Annotated in this window: 15 protein-coding genes and 1 pseudogene; all 16 read right to left on the reverse strand. The window is 55.7% G+C overall.

Going from position 1 to position 19,553, the window contains the following annotated elements; translation table 11 throughout:
• Positions 1 to 441 precede the first annotated feature (441 nt).
• The gene (locus WFK81_RS30260; RefSeq protein ID WP_336791065.1) at positions 442 to 1,110 is read right to left on the reverse strand and encodes an acetyltransferase; all 669 of its coding nucleotides are present in this window, start codon (positions 1,108 to 1,110) and stop codon (positions 442 to 444) included.
• 29 nt (positions 1,111 to 1,139) lie between these two features.
• A complete protein-coding gene (locus WFK81_RS30265; protein WP_283094673.1) occupies positions 1,140 to 1,760 on the reverse strand; it encodes a sugar transferase in 621 nt (206 codons plus the stop codon).
• A 114-nt stretch (positions 1,761 to 1,874) separates the two neighbouring features.
• Positions 1,875 to 2,939 (reverse strand): annotated as a pseudogene (locus tag WFK81_RS30270) (glycosyltransferase family 4 protein); the annotation flags it as partial.
• Positions 2,936 to 3,982, reverse strand: a complete 1,047-nt coding sequence (locus tag WFK81_RS30275) for an NAD-dependent epimerase (RefSeq protein WP_336791041.1) — start codon at positions 3,980 to 3,982, stop codon at positions 2,936 to 2,938. The gene WFK81_RS30275 and the pseudogene WFK81_RS30270, both read right to left, overlap by 4 nt.
• A complete protein-coding gene (locus tag WFK81_RS30280; protein WP_336791043.1) occupies positions 3,979 to 5,310 on the reverse strand; it encodes a glycosyltransferase family 4 protein in 1,332 nt (443 codons plus the stop codon). Before WFK81_RS30280 ends, WFK81_RS30275 begins: the two co-directional genes overlap by 4 nt.
• A gap of 564 nt (positions 5,311 to 5,874) precedes the next feature.
• On the reverse strand, positions 5,875 to 6,555 hold the full coding sequence (locus tag WFK81_RS30285; protein ID WP_336791044.1) for an acyltransferase: 681 nt from the start codon (positions 6,553 to 6,555) through the stop codon (positions 5,875 to 5,877).
• A complete protein-coding gene (locus tag WFK81_RS30290; RefSeq protein ID WP_336791045.1) occupies positions 6,548 to 7,894 on the reverse strand; it encodes a hypothetical protein in 1,347 nt (448 codons plus the stop codon). Before WFK81_RS30290 ends, WFK81_RS30285 begins: the two co-directional genes overlap by 8 nt.
• A complete protein-coding gene (locus tag WFK81_RS30295) occupies positions 7,884 to 9,023 on the reverse strand; it encodes a glycosyltransferase family 1 protein (protein WP_336791047.1) in 1,140 nt (379 codons plus the stop codon). The genes WFK81_RS30290 and WFK81_RS30295 overlap by 11 nt, the downstream gene beginning before the upstream one ends.
• The gene (locus tag WFK81_RS30300) at positions 9,020 to 10,261 is read right to left on the reverse strand and encodes a polysaccharide pyruvyl transferase family protein (protein ID WP_336791049.1); all 1,242 of its coding nucleotides are present in this window, start codon (positions 10,259 to 10,261) and stop codon (positions 9,020 to 9,022) included. The genes WFK81_RS30295 and WFK81_RS30300 overlap by 4 nt, the downstream gene beginning before the upstream one ends.
• Positions 10,258 to 11,664 carry an oligosaccharide flippase family protein gene (locus WFK81_RS30305; RefSeq protein WP_336791051.1) on the reverse strand — a complete coding sequence of 469 codons (1,407 nt, stop codon included), beginning with the start codon at positions 11,662 to 11,664 and terminating at the stop codon, positions 10,258 to 10,260. Before WFK81_RS30305 ends, WFK81_RS30300 begins: the two co-directional genes overlap by 4 nt.
• 40 nt (positions 11,665 to 11,704) lie before the next feature.
• A complete protein-coding gene (locus WFK81_RS30310; RefSeq protein ID WP_336791053.1) occupies positions 11,705 to 13,534 on the reverse strand; it encodes a polysaccharide biosynthesis protein in 1,830 nt (609 codons plus the stop codon).
• 202 nt (positions 13,535 to 13,736) lie between these two features.
• Positions 13,737 to 14,423: a CpsD/CapB family tyrosine-protein kinase gene (locus WFK81_RS30315; RefSeq protein WP_336791055.1), complete on the reverse strand. Its 687-nt coding sequence runs from the start codon at positions 14,421 to 14,423 to the stop codon at positions 13,737 to 13,739.
• Entirely contained in the window at positions 14,410 to 15,162 is a 753-nt protein-coding gene (locus WFK81_RS30320; protein ID WP_336791057.1) for a YveK family protein, read from the reverse strand. The genes WFK81_RS30315 and WFK81_RS30320 overlap by 14 nt, the downstream gene beginning before the upstream one ends.
• A 661-nt stretch (positions 15,163 to 15,823) precedes the next feature.
• Positions 15,824 to 16,108, reverse strand: coding sequence for a hypothetical protein (locus WFK81_RS30325; RefSeq protein WP_336791059.1), 285 nt, complete (start codon positions 16,106 to 16,108; stop codon positions 15,824 to 15,826).
• Positions 16,109 to 16,730: 622 nt separating this feature from the next.
• Complete coding sequence (locus WFK81_RS30330) at positions 16,731 to 18,173, reverse strand: MFS transporter (protein WP_336791061.1); 1,443 nt, start codon at positions 18,171 to 18,173, stop codon at positions 16,731 to 16,733.
• A 203-nt stretch (positions 18,174 to 18,376) separates the two neighbouring features.
• Complete coding sequence (locus tag WFK81_RS30335) at positions 18,377 to 18,925, reverse strand: TetR/AcrR family transcriptional regulator (protein WP_336791063.1); 549 nt, start codon at positions 18,923 to 18,925, stop codon at positions 18,377 to 18,379.
• Positions 18,926 to 19,553: the final 628 nt, after the last annotated feature.

Raw genomic sequence — 19,553 nt, forward strand, 5'->3', positions numbered from 1 at the left:
TGTAAGCAGCCTTTGGCGCTTACAGGGGCTGGTTTGCCGCGGCAGCGAGGGCCGTAAGCTCCTTTTGGAGCTTACAGGGCCCGGAGCCGCGCTGCGGCGCGGGGTTTGCCTTGCTGTAAGCAGCCTTTGGCGCTTACAGGGGCTGGTTTGCCGCGGCAGCGAGGGCCGTAAGCTCCTTTTGGAGCTTACAGGGCCCGGAGCCGCGCTGCGGCGCGGGGTTTGCCTGGTTCTGCTCCTGAAAGGCAATTTCAGCCTTTCGGCCATCAAATTCCCCCGCAGCTATACATGAAAGGCTGTTATTGTCCTTTCAGCGGTACTACTTGCGGGCAGTCGACTTTGAAAGGCAGGTTCTCGCCCTACAACAGCGCCTTTGCCCCCCGCGGCGGCCAATGTAAGGCGGCTTTCAGCCTTACACCGCATCACTCGTGCGGCGGCGCAGCCTTACAGTGCCTTTTCCACGCTGAGGCGTTCCGGCACGACCCGTGCCGGGACGCCAACGGCAGTCTTGCCGCCGGGGATGTCCCGGACGGCGACGCCGCCCGCGCCAAGCACGGACCAGCTGCCGACGCGAATGCGCGGGATAAGCACCGCGCCGCTGCCGATGTGCGCGCCTTCCTCGGCGGAGGCAGCGCCGGCCATGGTCGCGTTCGGCGATACATGCGCGAACGGGCCGACCAGCGCGTCATGCTCCACGACCGCGCCGGAGTTGATGATGGCGTGGGCGCCAACTACGGCACCCGGGCCAATGACAGCGCCGGGCATTACCACGGCGCCAAGCCCGATGCGCGCATCCTCCGCGACAACCGCGGCGGGATGCACCAGTACGGCATAAGAGGACTCGGGCAAAGCGAGCATCTCAACGATGGCCCGTCTCGTCCGATTGTCGCCGATGCCGATTACCACGTGCATGCCCGGCTCATCCGCGAGAAAATGCTTCAGCGTCGCGATTGGACCATACGGCAGGCCGCCCCGCAGCTCGACTCCGGAGAAGCGGTCGTCAAGGACTGCCGCCAATCGGTAAGTCTGCGATACGCGGGCGATATCCATCAGCACCCGTCCATGTCCGCCCATCCCCACAACGATAAGAGGGCGTCTTGCCGGCTCCTCCATTACCCGGTATTGCTCCGTATGACCGCTAATCACGATGCATTCCCCATTTCTCTGCTTCCCGTAAATTTTTGAACGGTGGCCTGACCCGCGCTCGAGATTCCGTCACGCTTCAGCACCTTTCCCACAGTCCGTACCAATATGCGAAAATCAAACCAGATGCTCCGCCGCTCCACGTAAACGAGATCAAGCTTGAACTTATCCTCCCAGGAGACGGCATTGCGTCCGTTTACCTGCGCCCAGCCCGTAATGCCCGGACGGACATCGTGGCGGTGCGCCTGCTCTTCGGTATAAAGCGGGAGATATTCCATCAGCAGCGGCCGGGGCCCCACCAGACTCATATCCCCGCGAATCACGTTAAATAATTGCGGAAGCTCGTCCAGACTCAGCTTGCGGAGCAGCTTGCCGAAGGACGTCAGCCGCGCTTCGTCCGGCAGCGGCTGGCCGAATCGGTCGTACGCGTCCCGCATCGTGCGGAACTTCAGCACGTAGAACGGATTGCCGTACCTGCCCGGACGCTGCTGCTTGAACAATACCGGCGAACCCAGCTTCAGCTTCACCAGCAGCGCAACGATCAGCATCACCGGCGACAGCAGCAGAGCGGCCGGTACGCTGGCGACCAGATCGAACAGCCGCTTGCCAAAGGCATTCAGCCTGGCTCCAAGTCCGCGTCTCCGATCCACTTGAGCCTTCGTACTGCGATACAGCCGCATCAGCCGCTCGACAACACGGGCTTCCGTAAACGCTGCCTCAATCCGGCGGCGTCCCGCGTCGCCCATCCGCTTCCTTGCTTCCGGCGTGTTCATCATCGCCGCCAGCGCTTCGCCCAGCTGCATCGAATCCCGGTAAGGGACAAGCAATCCGGTCTCGGCATGCGCCACCAGCTCTCGCGTGCCCAGCACCTTCGTGGCAACAACCGGCTTGCTTAGCGCCATGGCCTCCATCAGGGAGCGCGGGATGCCTTCTTTTTCCGAGGTCAGCGTTACGGCATCGGCCATGACCAGCCAAGGTATAATGGAGGACTGCTGTCCGACGAACAGCACATCGTCCTCAAGGCCGCTCATTTCCGCCTGAAGTTTAGTCTCTGCCTCCAGTGGGCCTTGTCCGGCAAGTACCGTCACCCAATTCAAGGCACCAACCCGCTTGAGCTCGGATAAAGCATCAAGCAGCAGGCTATGATCCTTCACCGGTTCAAAACGCGCCGCCATAAACAGCACTTTTTCCTCCTGATCAATCCCGTGCTTCCTGCGAAGCGCCGCCGTCTGTTCCGGCGTAACCGCACTAGCCAGCCGGTCCAAATGCTCCAAATCCACGCCATTGCCTTCCACAAACACCGGCCGCCAAGGCGCCAGCCTGCGAAGCACGCCGGCATCCTCCTCGTTCTGCGACGCAAGCGCATCGCAGCATACCGCGCCAAACTTCTCTAGCATTTTGTATAACCAATAGGTCTTCTTCGACTGCCCTTCATAGAAAGGCAATCCGTGGCTCGTATGAATAACGACCGGGACCCTCGCCAGCTTCGCCGCAATCCTTCCGATCAGGCCGGCCTTCGCCGTGTGGGTATGCACGATGTCATACCGCTCGCGGCGGAACAGCTTGTACATGGCAAGGATCGAACGCAGATCGGCAACCGGTTGAATGGAGCGCGCCATCGGCAGCAGCTTCCATTCGAACGGGTAGGCTTTTTCCTTCATCAGCTCCGCATCTACACCCTCTGGAGAGGAGATGAAGGTTACCTGTACGCCTTCCTGCTGCTGGAGCAGCCGAAGCTTGTCGCCCATAATTTTGTGGCTGATGCCGGAGGTGCAGATATGGGCTATTTTTCGATTCATTGTCCCGCCGCCTTTACCGCCGTTTCCAGGTCGGAATGGGCGCCGTAATAAGACTTGTACCACTCGGCAAAACGTCCGATGCCTTCCTCAATCGTTGTCTCCGGACGGAAATCCACATCCGCCATCAGTCCGTCGATGTCCGCGTAGGTCGCCGTTACGTCGCCCGGCTGCATCGGCTTGAACTCCATAACCGCTTTGCGCCCCAGCTTGTCCTCGATCGTGTTGATGAACGCCATAAGCTCAACCGGCTTGTTGTTGCCGATGTTGTACACCTTGTAAGGCGCATAGCTCGTGCCCGGATCCGGATCGACGCGATCCCACTCCGCGTTCGGCTGCGGCGCGCGGTCGAGCAGACGGTAAATGCCTTCCACAATGTCGTCGATATACGTGAAATCGCGCTGCATTTTGCCTTCGTTAAACACCTGAATCGGCTGTCCCGCCATAATTTTCTGCGTAAAGCTGAAGTACGCCATATCCGGGCGGCCCCACGGACCGTATACGGTGAAGAACCGAAGTCCCGTCGTAGGCAGGTTATATAAATGGCTGTAGGCATGCGCCATCAGCTCGTTGGATTTCTTCGTTGCCGCATACAAGCTGACCGGATGGTCGACATTGTCGCTGACCGAGAACGGCATGCTGACGTTGGCGCCATACACGGAGCTGGAGGAAGCGTAGACCAGATGCTTGATGCCCGCCTGGCGCGAAGCCTCCAGCACATGGCCGAAGCCCTGCAGGTTCGTCTCCAGATAAGCAAAAGGATTCGTGAGGCTGTAACGCACGCCCGCCTGAGCCGCCAAATGGACGATCGTCGTCACGCCTTCCTCCCGGATCAACGCCAGCAGTCCTTCGTAATCCGCCAAATCCTGCTCGGCTCCCTTGAAGGACGGCGAATCGACCAGCTGCGACCAGCGGTCCCGCTTCAGCTGCACATCATAGTAGTCGTTGAAGTTGTCCAACCCTACGACACGCTTGCCTTCCTTCAGCAATCTCGCGCTCAAATGGAAGCCGATAAATCCGGCTGCTCCCGTCACCAAAATCGTCATATAGCCCCCACCCTTTCTCTGCTCTCGCTCTCGCTTGCGCTTGTTGTTTCGTTGCCTGCATAGGCCTCGTTTTGCTCCGGTTTGTCGGTAAGAACTTGTTCCGCCGCAGCCGCGGCTTCTGCTACCGAATCCTTCAAAGCCCCTTGCCTCACCATATCGCCAAAAGACTGCCAGAACGCCTGTCGCTTCGCATCAAGCCGCTGCTTCGTGAATTGCTTCGACTTGCCGAAATTCCGCTCCGCCTGCTCCTTCAGCCACTTACGGTCGAACGTTGCGCGTTTGAGCTGCTCGGCCAGCTGGCCGACTTGGCCCGGACGATGCAGGCAGCTCTCGTGGATCAGCTCGGGAATTCCGCCTGCCGTAGATCCAAGCACCGGGCATCCCCGGCTCATCGCTTCAATCGTGGCCCGCGGCAGTCCTTCCTGGTAGCTCGGCTGCAGATACAGATCGATGCCGTCCAACCATTCGAATACGGCCCCGCCGCTTGGCAGCACGCCTTCGAAGGAGACCATGCTTCCGATCCCCAGCTTTTCGGCCATGGCCTGCCAGCGTGCCGAATCCCCGTCGCCCAGCACACGGAACTTGGCTGAAGGGAGCTGCTGCTTCGCTTTGGCTATAGCGCGAAGGGCGATGTCGATCCCTTTTGTGCGGCCGTTCAGCGAGCCGATCAGCCCAATTGTCATCGGCGCATCCGGGCTCATCGCCTGCAGTCGCTCCAACCGGCGTGTCAGCACCTCGTCGCCCGGCTCCGGAATTTCCACATTGGAGCAGGATTCCGTCTTGCCGCCGATGTTCGGATAACGCTGCTGCAGGAAACGTTCCGTTACATACAGCGCATAAGGCGCATCCTTCACGATCGTCCGTGTCTGGTTCAGCGAGAACGGTGCGTACAGCTTGCCCTGCAGGTTGCCGTAATTCCATAGTCCGTCCCAAGCGCAAGCTACGACTTCAACCGCGTAAGGCTTGCCCATCTGTCGCGCAACCCGGATCGCTTCGGCGCCAATTTCGCTTGGCACGCGGGCGATAACGGCGTCCACCTTGCCGATCGCCTCCTGCAGCAACTGCTCGATATAGCCCCGCTTCGTCATTTTATTTACCGGATTGCTTAGTGACGGAAGTACAAGGAAATCCACATTTGGTCCGCTCGACAGCGTTTTGCCGGCCATATCTTCATCCGAGGAGGCCTTCTTGCCCCGGGCTGCAACCGTAATCTGGTCAAACACGCCTAGATACCGTTCCCACACCGCATACGGCAGCTTGCCCCCGGAGAAAAACTTCCCCGATTCGTTAAAATAAAACGTATGGTCATGTGCCCACAGCACGTTCATGTCTTTCCCTCCTTCTATTTCTATTACCCGGCAGCGGCGGTTATCGCCGCACCGGCGGGCTTGCCGGGCGCGATAAGACCCTGTCGGGGTCTTATCAGTCCTGCTTCTGCCCTGCTGCGGGCGTTTAACGCCCTCGCAGGGCCTTATTCGCTCGCCCGGCAGCGGTTATCGCCGCCTCTGGCAGACTCCAACATCGTCTTAAGGTCCCTCAGGGACCTTAACTACCCTAACTAGCTGCTTCTTCCGCAACTTAAGGTCCTTTAAGGACCTTAAATACTCTATAACTGCCGTTTTCCGCCCATTTTTGCGCCTTCTCCCACGCCTTAAGGTCCCTCAGGGACCTTAACGACCCATTCCAGCTGCTTCTACCGCAGCTTAAGGTCCCTTAAGGACCTTAAATACTCTATAACTGCCGTTTTCCGCCGGCTTCACGTCTTTTCCCACGCCTTAAGGTCCTTCAGGGACCTTAACGACCCTAACCAGCTGCTCTTTCAGCAGCTTAAGGTCCCTCAGGGGCCTTAAAGCTTCCCAGACTGCGGCTACCCGCCAACTTTTGCGCTCCTTCTACGCGCCTTCCGGCGCGGGAGCCGTTCCCGCGCCAATGCTCTTCACGGCGCGTGCCGGAACGCCGGCAGCGAGCGAGCCGGCCGCAACCGGCTTGTTCACCACGGCGCCGGCGGCTACAACCGCGCGGGCGCCGATCTCGACGCCGGCCAGGATGCGCACGCCGCAGCCGATCCATACATCGCGGCCGATCCGGATAGCCGAACCCATAACCGGGTTGTCGCGGATCGGAAGCGACGGATCGTTCCAGGTATGCTGGAACGAAACAACCGACGAATGATGCGCGATCGATACTTCGTCCTCGATGATCAGCCCGCCGTAAGCATCGATGTAACATTGCTTATGGATGCTTACATTCGAGCCAATAACGAGCCGCTCCGGATATCGGAGCTCGACCGAGCGTCCGATCAGCACATTATCGCCGCAGCGCTTCGCCATTCTTCTCAGCAGGACATATCGCATGGCGACGCCCGGCAAATCCGGCAGCCAGTCGCTCAGCACCCACATCCACTGCAGCAGCGGCCTTGGAACCGGCTTCAGCATGGCCTCCGCTATACGCAGCAGGCCGCGGAACCGGCCGAACTGATCCCGGCCTCTTTTTTTCGTCTTATGGACCGCACTCCGTTCCAATCGATCTCTCGTCCATTCACCTGCCCTACGTCGTTGTTCTTGTTCACCCATGTCCTTGCGCCCCCTTTCCGCCGGCGAGCCCTTCATGCCAGACAGGTGCTGCCGCACCTCCAGGCGGTACGCGAGCAGCTTCTGGCTGCTTCGGCTCGCGGTCTTGTCCAGCTTTTAAAGACTGAATTTTCCGATGGTTCAGAATAAAGATTTTGCGGCACCACATAATGGCGTAGGCTGCAATCGTATAAAGAATCGGCAGTACCGGCAGCTTCTTGCGTACCATGTTGTCCCCTATCGTCCCGACGCCATAGTCCAATTCCCGGCCCGTAATCGTGACATAACCGACTAGTACCAGCGTGCAGGCGTAGGTGAAGATCAAAGCCGCTGCCATCAGATAAAACTTTCTCGTCTCCTTGTAGACGATCGCCTGATAGACCGAGATTATAAGGATGATGGCCATAAACACCGCTTCAAGCGTCCGAAGCAGCAGCTCCGGCTCCCAGTTGCTGAATCTGATCGGATTCGGACTGATGAACAGGAAGATCGACAGCATCGTAGCGTTAATGATGCCAAGCGGCCCAATCTGCAGGAACAAAAGACCAGCCGCTCCCGCCAATACGCACAGAGAGGTGCGTACCTTCTGGGTGTACAAGAAGTAAAAGCTCAGCGTATAGATAATCGCGTAATCCCTCAGCCCCGTGGCGTACAGGATGACAAGGATGAACAGCAGCCATCTCTTGCGAACGAGCAGCTGTGCCCCAAGCAATCCCAGCCATACGCAGGTAATGTCCTTTGCGAACAAGGAAGACATGTACATCAGCGACGGACTAAGCATTAATCCAACCACCGAGACGATAATAAAGGGCTGCCTCGCGTTCTCCGGATCCGGAAGCTCGTACCCGAAGCGGCTAGCGTTCAGCTTGTACGTGCTGTTGACGATCAGAATGAGCAGCACCGTGTTGAACAAAATAATCGCCAGCGGATCGTCCAGCTCCAGCCATTTGAAGAAGGGCATATACAGCAGGCCAAATACCGGGTAAGCGGAAATGTTCATCCAGCTGGTCTGAATCTGCTCCATGGCATACGGCATAAATTGCGACAGCTTTTCAAAAGTTGTCACCTGCTCGTAGTAGTGGATCTCGTCCGGCCCGGCTAGCGGATTGACGGTTGCCGCATAGATCGCTTTGCCGGCCAGCGTGACCGTAAAGCTTGCCATCAGCAGCACCGGCGCATTCGGCCAGCGCATGAGCACGAAGAACGGGAGCAGCAGCCCGCAGTACAGAATAAGCGACAGCCTTTCATCCGCGGCAAAAGCCCACTTTGCCGTCAGCACCAGCAGGACGGAATAACCGACCAGCATGATTTTCCGCGTATCGACTAAACGGTCAGCCTGCATAGAGACGCTCCAGCTTTTCCGCGCTTACGCGGATATCGTAGCCGCGCTCGCCCAGCGCTGCCGCTCTTTCCTGCCAATCCCCGCCGCCTCGCGCTCTTCGCTCGCCGATGCTGGCCATCGCTTCCGCCCAGCGCTCCGGCGGATCGTTCAGCGCAAGACGCTCGATCAAGCCGATTCGCAAATCCGCTTCCCTCGGTACCGTCTCGGAGATCAAGCATGGCACGCCCGCCGCCTGCGCTTCAATAAGCACGATGCCAAGTCCCTCATAGAGCGACGGTAGGACAAAGGCATCCAGCGAGCCAAGCAGCTCCGGCACATCCTTGCGGAGGCCAAGGAAATTAACTTTGTCCGCTATGCCAAGCCCGCGCGCCTTCTCTTCCATCTCCGGCCGAAGCGGTCCGTCGCCGCAGAGCAGAAGACGGGAGTTCGGACGCTGCTTCACCAGGCTTGCGAAGCTGTCCAGCAGCAGCGCGTGATTCTTCTGCTTGCTGAACCGGCCGATATGGCCGATCAGCAGCTCATCGTCTGCGGCGCCGAAGCGGCGGCGAAGCTCCCCGCGGTTCTCCCGTACAAGCGACTCGTAAGGAGCCAGCGTAATGGCATTCGGGAATACGTCCACGCGTCCGTCCTTCCAGCAGCTGTTCCCAAAGAGGGACTCGCAGGCGGCACGCGAGCAGCCCAGCATATTGGTCGAGTGCCGGTTAATTAAGCCGCGCATATACGAGCGGTACAGATTGCGAACCAGCGACGTCGACTTGCTGTCGCTCGTGTTGTGACTGTGGCTGATCCGCACCGGCACGCCCAGCTTGTCCGCCAGCTTAAGCACATAACCGCTGAAGCCGAATACATGACTGTGTACCGCGGCGTAAGGACCGTATTTGTACATGTTGGCCGTCAGCTGCTTGCGGAAAGAACGGATTCCGTCCTTTGGCGGCGGCTGAACGAAGATGGTTCCTCCAAGCGCCCGGATCTCGTCATCGTAGAAGGAAGGCTCCGGCGACTGCACGGCAAAATGAAATTCGTATTTGTCCCGGTCAATGTTCCGGTATACATTCATCAGCAGCGTTTCGATGCCGCCGGGATGCATGCGTCCAACGACATGCAGCACTTTGATTTTGGTATGGCTCATGGCAGTATTCTCCCGATATGTTCATAGAGCTGCAGCTTCTTGGCGTCAATGGCCGGTCCCGACTCCGCCATCCGGCCGTCCACCGCGGCTGCAAGCTGCTGCCTGCTCTCGCGGAAGTCGATCAGCTGGCTCTTCATGCCGAGATCGGCGAAAATATTCTCAAGCTTCCGGTCCCAGATCAGACCGTACGTCGGCTTGCCCATCGCAAGCGAAGGAATGCAGGCATGAAGCCGCTGCGCAATAACGGTATCGCAGGCGGCAATCGTGCCGACCAGCTGTTCGACCGTTGTCGGATAAGGAGTGAACTCAACACCCTTCAGACCCGCCAGCCGCGGCTTAACGAACTCCTCAACAAACGCGTTATCCGATGCCGCACCGTTAGTGAAGAAGCTAACGTTATGGCCCGCTCCTATCGCGACCTTCGCCGCCTGCAGCCACCAATCCGCGCAAGCCTCGCGCTCCCAGCGGAGCTCGCAGTGACGATTCATCTCATGCGGGTCCATCACGCCAAGGCCAACCTTTCGCCGCCCTGTCTTCTCCTGTCCTGATGCTACTTCCGTCAAGCCAAAGGCCTCCGGCGTGAACAACGCCGGGTCGGCTAAAGTAACCGTCTTGACCGCAAGCTTCGGATCAAGATCAAGCAGGAACCTCCGCGAATCTTCATCCCGTACCGCGATCGATGCGGCATATCGGCATACACCAAGCAGCCAGCGCCTCGCCTGCGTGCTCCAAGGCCCGCGTGCACCAACAAGCAAAATATGCAGCGGCTTGCCTTGGCGCTTCGCCTCATCCGCCACGCGGCGGACAGCCAGCGGGAACGTCCAGTACGTATCGATGAGCAGATGCCCGCCCCCGATAAATACCGCTTCCGACTCCTCAACCGCCTGCTGCAGCTCGCGGTTCAGCTTCTCGTTCTTGCTGCGGTGAATCCAATAAGCCTTCAGGCGCCGGAGCGCATCCGGCGTCATCTTCTTGCTTGAGCCGGCGCTGTTCAGCTTTACGGCCGGTGCCGAAGCATATTGCGCGGCCGCCGATGCCGGAGGGCCGGCTAACGCATAATGCAGACCGCCGCGAGCCGAATAGATCGGCATTGATTGATCACAGCGGCCGTCAAGCAGGTCGAAATGAATAACTTGATGATTGCCGCGCATGGAGATAATCCGGTTTAACGTATAAGCGATGAGGCCATCGCCCAAATTCGGCGATTTCGGAACCCCCGCCAGCAATACTTTCTTCACGAGTAATTCCCCCTCTTTCTTGCGAATGACAGGCTTGGCGCCCAAGCCAGCGTCTGAACGCCCGGTTTGCGTCTGACCAGCAGCACGGCCGCCGAGTTCCAGACGATAATCGAAAGGGTAGAGGCCAGAGCCCCGCCAAGCATACCCAATGTTGGAATCAGCAGCGCATTAAGCGCAGCATTCAAGACTGCAGCGGCTATTAGCACTTTGGTGAGCGCGTTCTGGCGTCCGGTCATCGTAGCGACGGTGCCGTTCTGTCCGCAATAAGCGCTGAACAGCTGGCCGAAGGCCAGAATCAGCAGGGACGGATAGGCCTTCGTGAACTCCGGGCCAAACAATCCCAGCGTCCAATGGCCAAGCACGACGAAGTAGGCAAACACAACCGCCGCGAAAGCAAATCCGATCCGTCCCGTCCTGATGCATACCCGCTGGAGGCCGGCCATGTCGCCTTTTGCGTACTTTTCGGATACAAGCGGCGATGCCGTCATATTCACGGCGGTCAGCATAAACGACACCAGGACGGCCAGCCGGACCGCTGCGGAGAACAGGCCCGACTCGGTCTCTCCCCGCATAAAACCCATCATTAACACGTTTAATTGTCCAAGAATCAAATACATGCCGGCATTAATCATTAACGACGATGATAATCGCAGCCAGCCTCTTGTCTCGTAATTAGGCTTGACCGCAGCCGTCTGCGAGCCAATCCTCTTCTTCAGCACAATTGCGCCGATCACGTAAGTGACAGCCGTTGCGACCGCGAAGCAGAGCAGCGCCATCGCGGCCCCAAGCTTCACGCCGGCAGCGCCAAGTGCCGCAACAAAACCAATCGTCAGTACCGGGCGGATAATCTTTTCCGGCATTTGCGCGAATAACGCATCCTTCATCGCCTGCAGCGCGCTTTGGCGCAAGGTGGCAAGAGTGAGGAGCGGAATTGCGGCAAAGCCGGCGATATAAGCGATCGTCTTGGCATGAGCTTCGCTTCCTCCTTGACCGCCCCTGCCCCAGTCCATCAAGGCAACAACGGCAATGCCGATAAGCGCCGCTAGAACGGATAGCGTAAAGCCGATCTGATTGCTGCGGCGAAGCAGCCCTTTGATCAATGGCCAGTCGCCTTTCACCCGATAAGCGGAGACAAGCTTTACCGTTGCGGTATCAAAGCCAAGCTTCGCCGGGAAAACCATAAATGTTACGACCGTAGTTACGAATGCATATATGCCGTAATCTTGTACGCCTAGCAGCCGGGCCAGCGCAATCTGCAGCAGCATCGCCAGTCCCATCCCAACGGAGTTGATCAGGAAGCTGGCGCCTCCTCCCCGGCTGAGCCGCGAAGTAATAAGCGTTCGAATGGAGCCAACGCCCGCGCTTGCGCTTGAGGCGCTGCCCTCCTTACCGCCGAGTTTCATGCTGCACACTCCTCAAAAAGATAAACATTCGTTAACCGCGTTAACCGGCAGCCGTTGCGCCGCCATTGCGGTAGGTTGGAACCAGATGCTGCAGAACCGCGCGGATATCGTCCGGATGCTGGCCAAGCACCTTTTCCATCTTGCGAATCTCGAAATCAAGCTCTTTGCGGTTGAGCTGCACCGGTCTGCCGATAAAGATCCGGTTATGCTTCGTGGAAGATAGGCCTTCTTCGTTCGTCAACAGCTCTTCATACAGCTTCTCGCCTTCGCGCATGCCGGAGAACGTAATGTCGATATCGACATGCGGTTCGTAGCCCGACAAGCGGATCAGGTCGACGGCCAGATCGTAAATTTTGACCGGCTTGCCCATATCGAGGATAAATACCTCGCCGCCTTTGGCGAACGAGCCTGCTTGAATAACAAGCTGAACGGCTTCCGGGATCGTCATGAAATACCGCACCATCTCCGGATGGGTAACCGTCACCGGACCGCCTTTGACAATCTGCTCCTTGAAGCGCGGAATAACGCTGCCGCGGCTGCCAAGCACGTTGCCGAACCGTACGGCTACAAACTTCGTATTGCTGTGCATGTCGAGAGATTGAATAAACATTTCGGCAATCCGCTTGGTTGTGCCCATTACGCTTGTTGGGTTTACCGCTTTATCCGTCGAGATCAGTACGAAGCGCTCTGCCCCGTATGCGTCTGCGCATTCGGCTACGTTTTTTGTTCCGAATACGTTGTTCTTGATCGCTTCGGCCGGGTTGCGTTCCATCAGCGGCACATGCTTATGCGCTGCGGCATGGAAAACAACTTGCGGTTTGAATTTGGCAAACACGCTGTCGATCCGCGTGCGATCTTGTACGTCGGCGATAACCGTCTCGATAGCCAGCTGCGGAAATGCGCTGCGCATTTCCATTTCAATCGTGTAGATACTGTTCTCGCCGTGACCAAGAAGCAGCAGCTTGCTTGATTTGAAAGGCGCGATCTGGCGGCAAAGCTCGGAGCCGATCGAACCGCCCGCTCCCGTTACGAGAACAACTTTGTCCTGTACATACCCGGCGATGTGCTCGAGGTCGGTACGAATCGGGTCTCGGCCAAGCAGGTCCTCTACGCTGACATCGCGCATGCGGCCTGCCGCGCCGCGGTTGTCTATCATGTCCTGAAGATCCGGAACGATCTTCAGCTTTGCTTTTGTTGTTTTGCACAGGTTGACCAGCTCGGAGATTTGAGTCTTCGATACCGAAGGCATCGCGATAATAATCTCGTCGATATGATGCGATTCCACAACGCAAGCAATCTCCTTGCGGTTGCCAAGAACCGGCAGCCCTAGGATATCCATCCGGTGCTTGTACGGATCGTCATCGATAAAACCAACCGGCGTTACGCTGACGCCGTCGTTCTGCATCATTTCCTTTGCGATCAAGGTCCCGCAGCTTCCCGCTCCGATAATAAGCGCGCGTCGGCCGCCGGCCGGTTTTCTCACGCTGTATTTATCGCAGAAGATACGCCATGCAAGGCGCGGAGCGGTAAGCAGCAGGAAAGTGCCTGCCGCGTGATGCAGCATAAGCAGCGGATGAGCTTCACCCTGCATCACCCACCAGGCAGCAAACGGAACAACAGCCGAGACCAGGGCAACCTGCAGCAAGCAAAGCATGTCCGAAATGCCGGTGTACTGCCAGATCCGGCGGTGAAGACGTAGCCGGTGAAGCCGCCAGAAGCCAACGACTGCCGCTAACGCTGCATAGGACAGCCATGCAACGGCCCCGCCTTGAGGCACCGAAGGTTCAAGCGCGTACGCGATGGCGAAGCTGGCAAGCACGGCTGCCAGATCCCCCGCCACTATAACTTTTGTCCGATAATGAGCCCGCATTATTAATTCCTCCTAAAATGAATTACTTTACCAACGGCAAGACAGCTGCGTTTATGGTAATTCATACTTCGTAAGCATCAGCTGAATGAATTACTTTACCAACGGTAAGACAGCTGCGTTTGTGGTAATTCATACTTCGTAAGCATCAGCTTTTCCCTTTGCGTTTATCTATCTATGGTTCTGCTTTAGAGTCTGGTTCGCCTTACGTCCGATCGGCATATTCGTAATAAGGTCCCGCTTCGCGATGCGCGGTCTGGTTAAGCGCGATGCCAACGATTCTGGCCTGCACGAATTGCAGGGCGTTTTTCGCTTTGATAGCATGCTGCTTTTTGCCGGTACGCGCATTGACGACCAGCAGCACGCCGTCGCATTTGTTTGCCACAACCTGCGCATCCGCTACGGCCAGCACCGGCGGCGTGTCGATCAGCACCATATCGTACTGCTCGCGAAGCTTTCCTAGCAGCTCTTCCATCCGGGAAGATCCGAGAAGCTCCGACGGATTCGGCGGTACCGGTCCAGAAGGCAGCACGTCCAGTCCTTTAATGCGGGTTTCTTTGATGACTTCCCTGAGGTCTGCCTGCCCGGATAATACATGCGACAGTCCCGTGCGGTTGCTGAGTTCAAAATTGTAATGGGCTGTCGGCTTCCGAAGATCCGCATCCACCAGAATGGTACGCCGTTCCATCTGCGCGTAAGTAACGGCCAGGTTCATAATGGTTGTGGATTTGCCCTCTTCCGGCCCCGCTGAAGTAACCATCAGAAGCTGCAGCGGGCGGTCCGTCTCGGCGTATTGCAGGTTCGTGCGCAAGGTACGGTAAGCCTCCGAGATCGGGGAAGTTGGGTTGGCTTCGGCAACGATCGGGCGTAACTTAAGATCACTGCGAGACATTGCGATTCTCCCCCTCCTTTCCTATCGTGGTTTTGCCTATGGCCAGCGCCTTCGGCTTCAGATCGCCTTGCTTAATATTCGGTATGGCTGCCAGCGTAGGAAGGCCAAGATACCGTTCCACGTCGCTTTCCGTCCGTAACGTATCGTCAAAGTAATTAAGAGCCAGCACCAGCGTGATCGACAGCAGGAACGCGGCGACAAATCCGATGGCAATGTTGAGCTTGGTCTCCGGCTTCACCTTCATCGGCTGATCGTTTGAGTCGGCGGTATGAAGGATATACACGTTGTCGACCTTCATAATGAGCGGAATCTGCTGCTGGAATACATAAGAAACGGTATTAACGACCTGCGCCGCTCTTTTGTAATCCGTGTCCAGATAAGAGATGGTGACCACCTGCGTGCCGTTCACCGAGCTGAACCGGATATTATGCATCAGCTGCTGCGTTGTCAGCCCAAGCTCGGGATGCTTCTTTACCACCAGGTCCATAATGGCCGGGGTCTTGATAATTTCCTTGTACGTATTGATTAAGCTTAAATTCGTGTTGATCATATTCAGATCGAGCTTGAATGATCCCGCCTGACCCGCTGTCGAATTGACGATCAGCTTCGTATAGGCTTCATAGACGGGCTTCATCACCCAGGTGCTGTAGGCTCCCGCCGCAGACGCACCAAGTACGGTCACGAGAATGACCAGCCAAAGCTTTTTCCGAATGAGCCACACAATTTCCTTTAAATCCATTTGGCTGCTCAAAACGACAATAACCTCCATCCCTTTCCATCAACATTCGACTTTGATTATGTCATAAGGGTTATGGGGACATAGAGGGAAGAAGGTAATATTTTCAATTAGGAGGCAGTTATCATTTTTTTCCTATGTATGGCATGCTGAATTTCCTAACGTTTCATTTTTCTAATCAAGAATTAATCGTATAGAGATAAAAATTTCCAGTAATTTTTATGTTTATTACATGCAAAAACGATGTTTATCTAGGTATTCCATACACAACCTAAGGCATAGAAACAGGACGGCCGGGAAAATGGCGTTGCGCCGCATAGTAACAGGCTTTCGCGGGGATAGAAGAATGGGGAAATTGCTACAGACAGTCGCATCAAAAACCTTAGGCAAGGGACTTTCGCCATACAGTTGTCTAATAATCGGGATAATGCCCGGGAGGACAAAAAGGATAAGAAGATTCTCATATTCCCTAACCCTCCCGATTTCCTGCCCGTTGGCCTAGGTTTGGTGCTATTTCAGAGTCCATTGGCCCCCGAAAAGGCAATTTCGGGCATTTTTTGAGTTGTCGGAAGAAGGCCTTTCCCCATATGAAACAGATAACCGGCCTTTAATTCCGACCGTTTTCATAGAAAATAACCTCATTTCCGCTTCATTCCCTCTTTGTCTATAAACCAATTGTAAAATAAGCTAGTCCAGCGGTAGGACGATGGACCAGCGCCTCGGCTGCCCAAGCGTTCCGAACATCGGTCCCGTAGTCCGCCAGGACCGATTCTCGCGACAAATTGTAACCGCTTTCTTTTTGGGATATACGGATTCGCCATTTCATTACGCTTCCGCATAGCCCTCTATATACCGCTTTAAGCATACTAATTCCGTCCACTGCCTCCTCTCTGCCTATCCGCTGCGCGGCACATACTAGCTCTCTCTCTGCTACGCTTTTCACCGCCAAACTTACTTGCCCCCTACTGCCAACCCTGCTTGCCCAGCCCTACTTGCCAACACTACTTGCCCAACCCTTTCTTCGGGTAACACCTCAATCCGCTTTACGCCTCCGTCTAATTCGCTCAAAACGGCAAACTACTGCCATCTGTTAAGCTTCCCTCGACTCTAACTCCCTTCGACACATACTCTCTACTAGGCGCCTCTTACTTGCCATACCGCTTAGGCTAGATGTACCGCGACCCTCAGCCTTCGTACGGCTCAATCTGCCGCTATCCTGATCACCGTATCTCGCTGCTCCTGGACTCTTGCTTATTACTTGGCTACATTGGATTTGCTCCAATGAAATGGCCTAATGCTAGCCGAGCTTTCCGCTTACACTGGATTTCATCTAATAGAATCGTCTCGTATAGAAAAAATACAGACGAATTTGTCCATTTTAGTGGATGAAATCCAGCGTATAGAATATCATCGCCCCAAAGCCGGCAAATTCGCTGTACGGAATCCAGTGTAGGCGAAATGCAAAATGTCTCTTACTTCCCCGGAACAGCTCCATTCAAGCAAAAAGCCCAGCCGGGTCGTTCGACGACCGGACTGAGCTTTTTGCTTCTATATAATAGATGAAGGAATTATTAATTGCTTGTTTCGACTCGCGGTGTTGGGGTTGCAATAGATGCATCATTCGCGGCCGTCATAGCATTTTTGCCACGGCGGACCAGGAACGTAACCGACAGGAAGCCGATCGCAAGCATGGCCGCAAGAACAAACAACGCCGGAACGAGATGATCACCAAAACCTTCCGGCGAAGTGATGGCACCGCCGCTTTCGAAGATGAGGCCGCTGATCGCTACTCCAAACACGCCGCCCAGCTCGCGGGTTGCATTGCTCAAACCGCTGGCTTCACCGGCTGCATGCTCGGGAACGGACGTCAGGATACCATGCGACAGCGGCGTAAAGCTGAAGCCCATGCCCGCGCCGGCCGCAATCATCGCCGGAACGATATACCCAAACGGGAAGATGGCGCCTTGGCCGATAATCATAAGGGCGAAATAGATCATAGCTGCTGTCTGGAGGAACAGACCAAAGAGCAGAATCCTTTTGGAGCCGTATTTTCCAACAAGCAGCCCCGCGAGCGGAGCGCAGATCATCGTGCATACCGTCCAGACCATTTCTCTTACGCCTGCTCCAAGAGCCGAATAGCCTTGAGCTTGCTGCAGGAACAACGTAAGCAGGAAGATCGCGCCAAAGATCCCGGCATTCATCCAAAAGCCCGCCGACAAGTAGGCGCTGTAAGTCCGGCTTTTGAAATAGTCGAATTGAACGAACGGCTGCTTGCGGCTGCGCTCCCAGAAGTAGAAACCGAGCAGCAGGACTACGCCGCCTGCAATAGCACCCCAGACGCTAAAGGCATCCCAGCCTTCCGAGTTGCCGCGCATTAATCCATACACGATGCCAAACAAGGATACTCCAAGAAGCACAATCCCCGGCAGGTCCAGAGGCTTACGTTCACCCTTCGATTCCGTCAACCACAACGCGCCAAGGATAACGGCAATAATGCCAACCGGTACGTTAATCCAGAACACCATTTCCCAGGGTGCGCCATTAATAATAATCCCACCGACCAAGGGTCCAATCGATAGCCCTAGTCCGGAAATGCCGGACCATAGGCCGATGGCCGCGGCGCGTTTTTCGGGAGGGAAGGCCGCATTAACAAGCGTTAAGCTGAGCGGTATGATAGCCGCACTGCCTATCCCCTGCAGAGCCCTCGACAGCGACAGCTCGATGGAGCTGGTACTGAGGGCGGAAGCAAGCGAGCCAAGCGTAAACAACACGATGCCGAGCAGAAATATTTTTTTGCGGCCAAAACGGTCGCCAATCGCGCTAAACGGAATAAGCAGCACCGCAAACGCTAAGGTATACGCATTAAGGAACCATTGCAGGTCGGACATGCTGGCGTGAAATTCCTCCTGGATAGACGGCAGCGCCACCCCGATAACCAGATTGTCGAGCATGGCCATAAACAAGGCGATACAGGTAACAACAAGCAGCCGAACACGAGAAGCGGTAGAAATCATGTTTAAATCTCTCCTTTTTTTGGTTTTTTATTTATTAATCAATAAATACAAGCATAAAAAATATAGATTTAGAGGGGATGGGATGGCGGATCAGATGCATGCTTGGTCCTCCTTAAATTAATTATTTATTAATAAATAAATGTATATCCTTTAAAAAAATCCGCTTTGATGTAAACGGATTTTATCACGCAGCCGAAGCTGCCTTATTCCTCGGCGTGCCCCAATTGTCCCAAATCTCCAAGGATGGGAAGATCAAGAATTTCGGACATGGTAATAACCATGCCGCAGCCGATAAAGGTCGTAGCTTGCTGGCTTGGATTCGAAATCCCTGCCCGCTCGAACCGTTCTGTAATCAGTTGATGCACCTCGGCGAATCTTTGTCTCACGATCTCGCGTACGTTCGGCTCCGGTGTCGTATAAGACTGCATGCAGAGCAGCGTCTCATCGCGGTGAGCGGCCATCAGCTCGTTGAAAGCTTCCCCCATATGATGGAGGAGCATTTCCGCCGGGGCTTCTACCTGGGAGAAGGCATGCAGCAATCTCTTCTGCGCTCTCTCGAGGACAGCGAGATATAATACTTCCTTCGATTTGAAGAAGTGGAACACGTAGGGCTGGGTGACCCCAACCTCCGCAGCAACCATAGCGGTTGTTGTCTTGTAATACCCGTTATTCGCAAATAGCGAGGCAGCTGCATCTAATATCTGTTCTTTCCGATTCGTTACGGCATGGAAGTCTTTTTCTCTTGGCGTCATAGGCAACCTCGTTTATTTATTTATCAATAAATTACTGTATAGGATTGGAAATGTCAATAGGCTCCATCCAGAAAAAGTTTGCGGAATGGAAAAAGCCGACGGATGCCGGCTTGATTGTTGGGTTGGCGTTCGGGTATCGCCTTCGTCGAACATTTAGCTGGCAACCCCTTGTTCGAGCTGCTGCAGCAGGGAATTAGCTGCTATTTGACTGCTTCTTCACCGCATACGAGTGTCCGGCCTGCTGTAGCAGGCTTTTTGCCTGCTATTGTGCTACTTCTTCACCTCATACGCGTGTCCGGCCTGCTGTAGCAGGCTCTTTGCCTTCTATTGTGCTGCTTTTTCCCCGGATACGAGTGTCCGGCCTGCTGTAGCAGGTTTTTTGCCTGCTATTTGGCTGCTTCTTCACCGCATACGAGCGTCCGGCCTGCTGTAGCAGGCTCTTTGGCTGATACTTGTTCGTTCACCATCATGCAGACGCGTTCGCCCCGAAATAAGAAGGTTTTTTCCTCTTATTTGACTACTTTACTCTCGTGCTCGCGTGTTCTTCCCGCTGTAAGACGGTTTTTCCATCTTATTGGGCCACCCCTGCTCCACACTCGAGCATCTGCTCCACTGTAGCACGGTTTTT

This window comes from Paenibacillus sp. MMO-177 (assembly GCF_037147795.1).
Classification (GTDB): Bacteria; Bacillota; Bacilli; order Paenibacillales; family Paenibacillaceae; genus Pristimantibacillus.

Coding starts and splice junctions, on each gene's coding strand:
- WFK81_RS30260 (WP_336791065.1), bottom strand. CDS start 1,110: ATGGAGGAGCCGGCAAGACGCCCTCTTATCGTTGTGGGGATGGGCGGA.
- WFK81_RS30275 (WP_336791041.1), bottom strand. CDS start 3,982: ATGACGATTTTGGTGACGGGAGCAGCCGGATTTATCGGCTTCCATTTG.
- WFK81_RS30280 (WP_336791043.1), bottom strand. CDS start 5,310: ATGAACGTGCTGTGGGCACATGACCATACGTTTTATTTTAACGAATCG.
- WFK81_RS30285 (WP_336791044.1), bottom strand. CDS start 6,555: ATGGGTGAACAAGAACAACGACGTAGGGCAGGTGAATGGACGAGAGAT.
- WFK81_RS30290 (WP_336791045.1), bottom strand. CDS start 7,894: ATGCAGGCTGACCGTTTAGTCGATACGCGGAAAATCATGCTGGTCGGT.
- WFK81_RS30295 (WP_336791047.1), bottom strand. CDS start 9,023: ATGAGCCATACCAAAATCAAAGTGCTGCATGTCGTTGGACGCATGCAT.
- WFK81_RS30305 (WP_336791051.1), bottom strand. CDS start 11,664: ATGAAACTCGGCGGTAAGGAGGGCAGCGCCTCAAGCGCAAGCGCGGGC.
- WFK81_RS30310 (WP_336791053.1), bottom strand. CDS start 13,534: ATGCGGGCTCATTATCGGACAAAAGTTATAGTGGCGGGGGATCTGGCA.
- WFK81_RS30315 (WP_336791055.1), bottom strand. CDS start 14,423: ATGTCTCGCAGTGATCTTAAGTTACGCCCGATCGTTGCCGAAGCCAAC.
- WFK81_RS30320 (WP_336791057.1), bottom strand. CDS start 15,162: ATGGATTTAAAGGAAATTGTGTGGCTCATTCGGAAAAAGCTTTGGCTG.
- WFK81_RS30330 (WP_336791061.1), bottom strand. CDS start 18,173: ATGATTTCTACCGCTTCTCGTGTTCGGCTGCTTGTTGTTACCTGTATC.
- WFK81_RS30335 (WP_336791063.1), bottom strand. CDS start 18,925: ATGACGCCAAGAGAAAAAGACTTCCATGCCGTAACGAATCGGAAAGAA.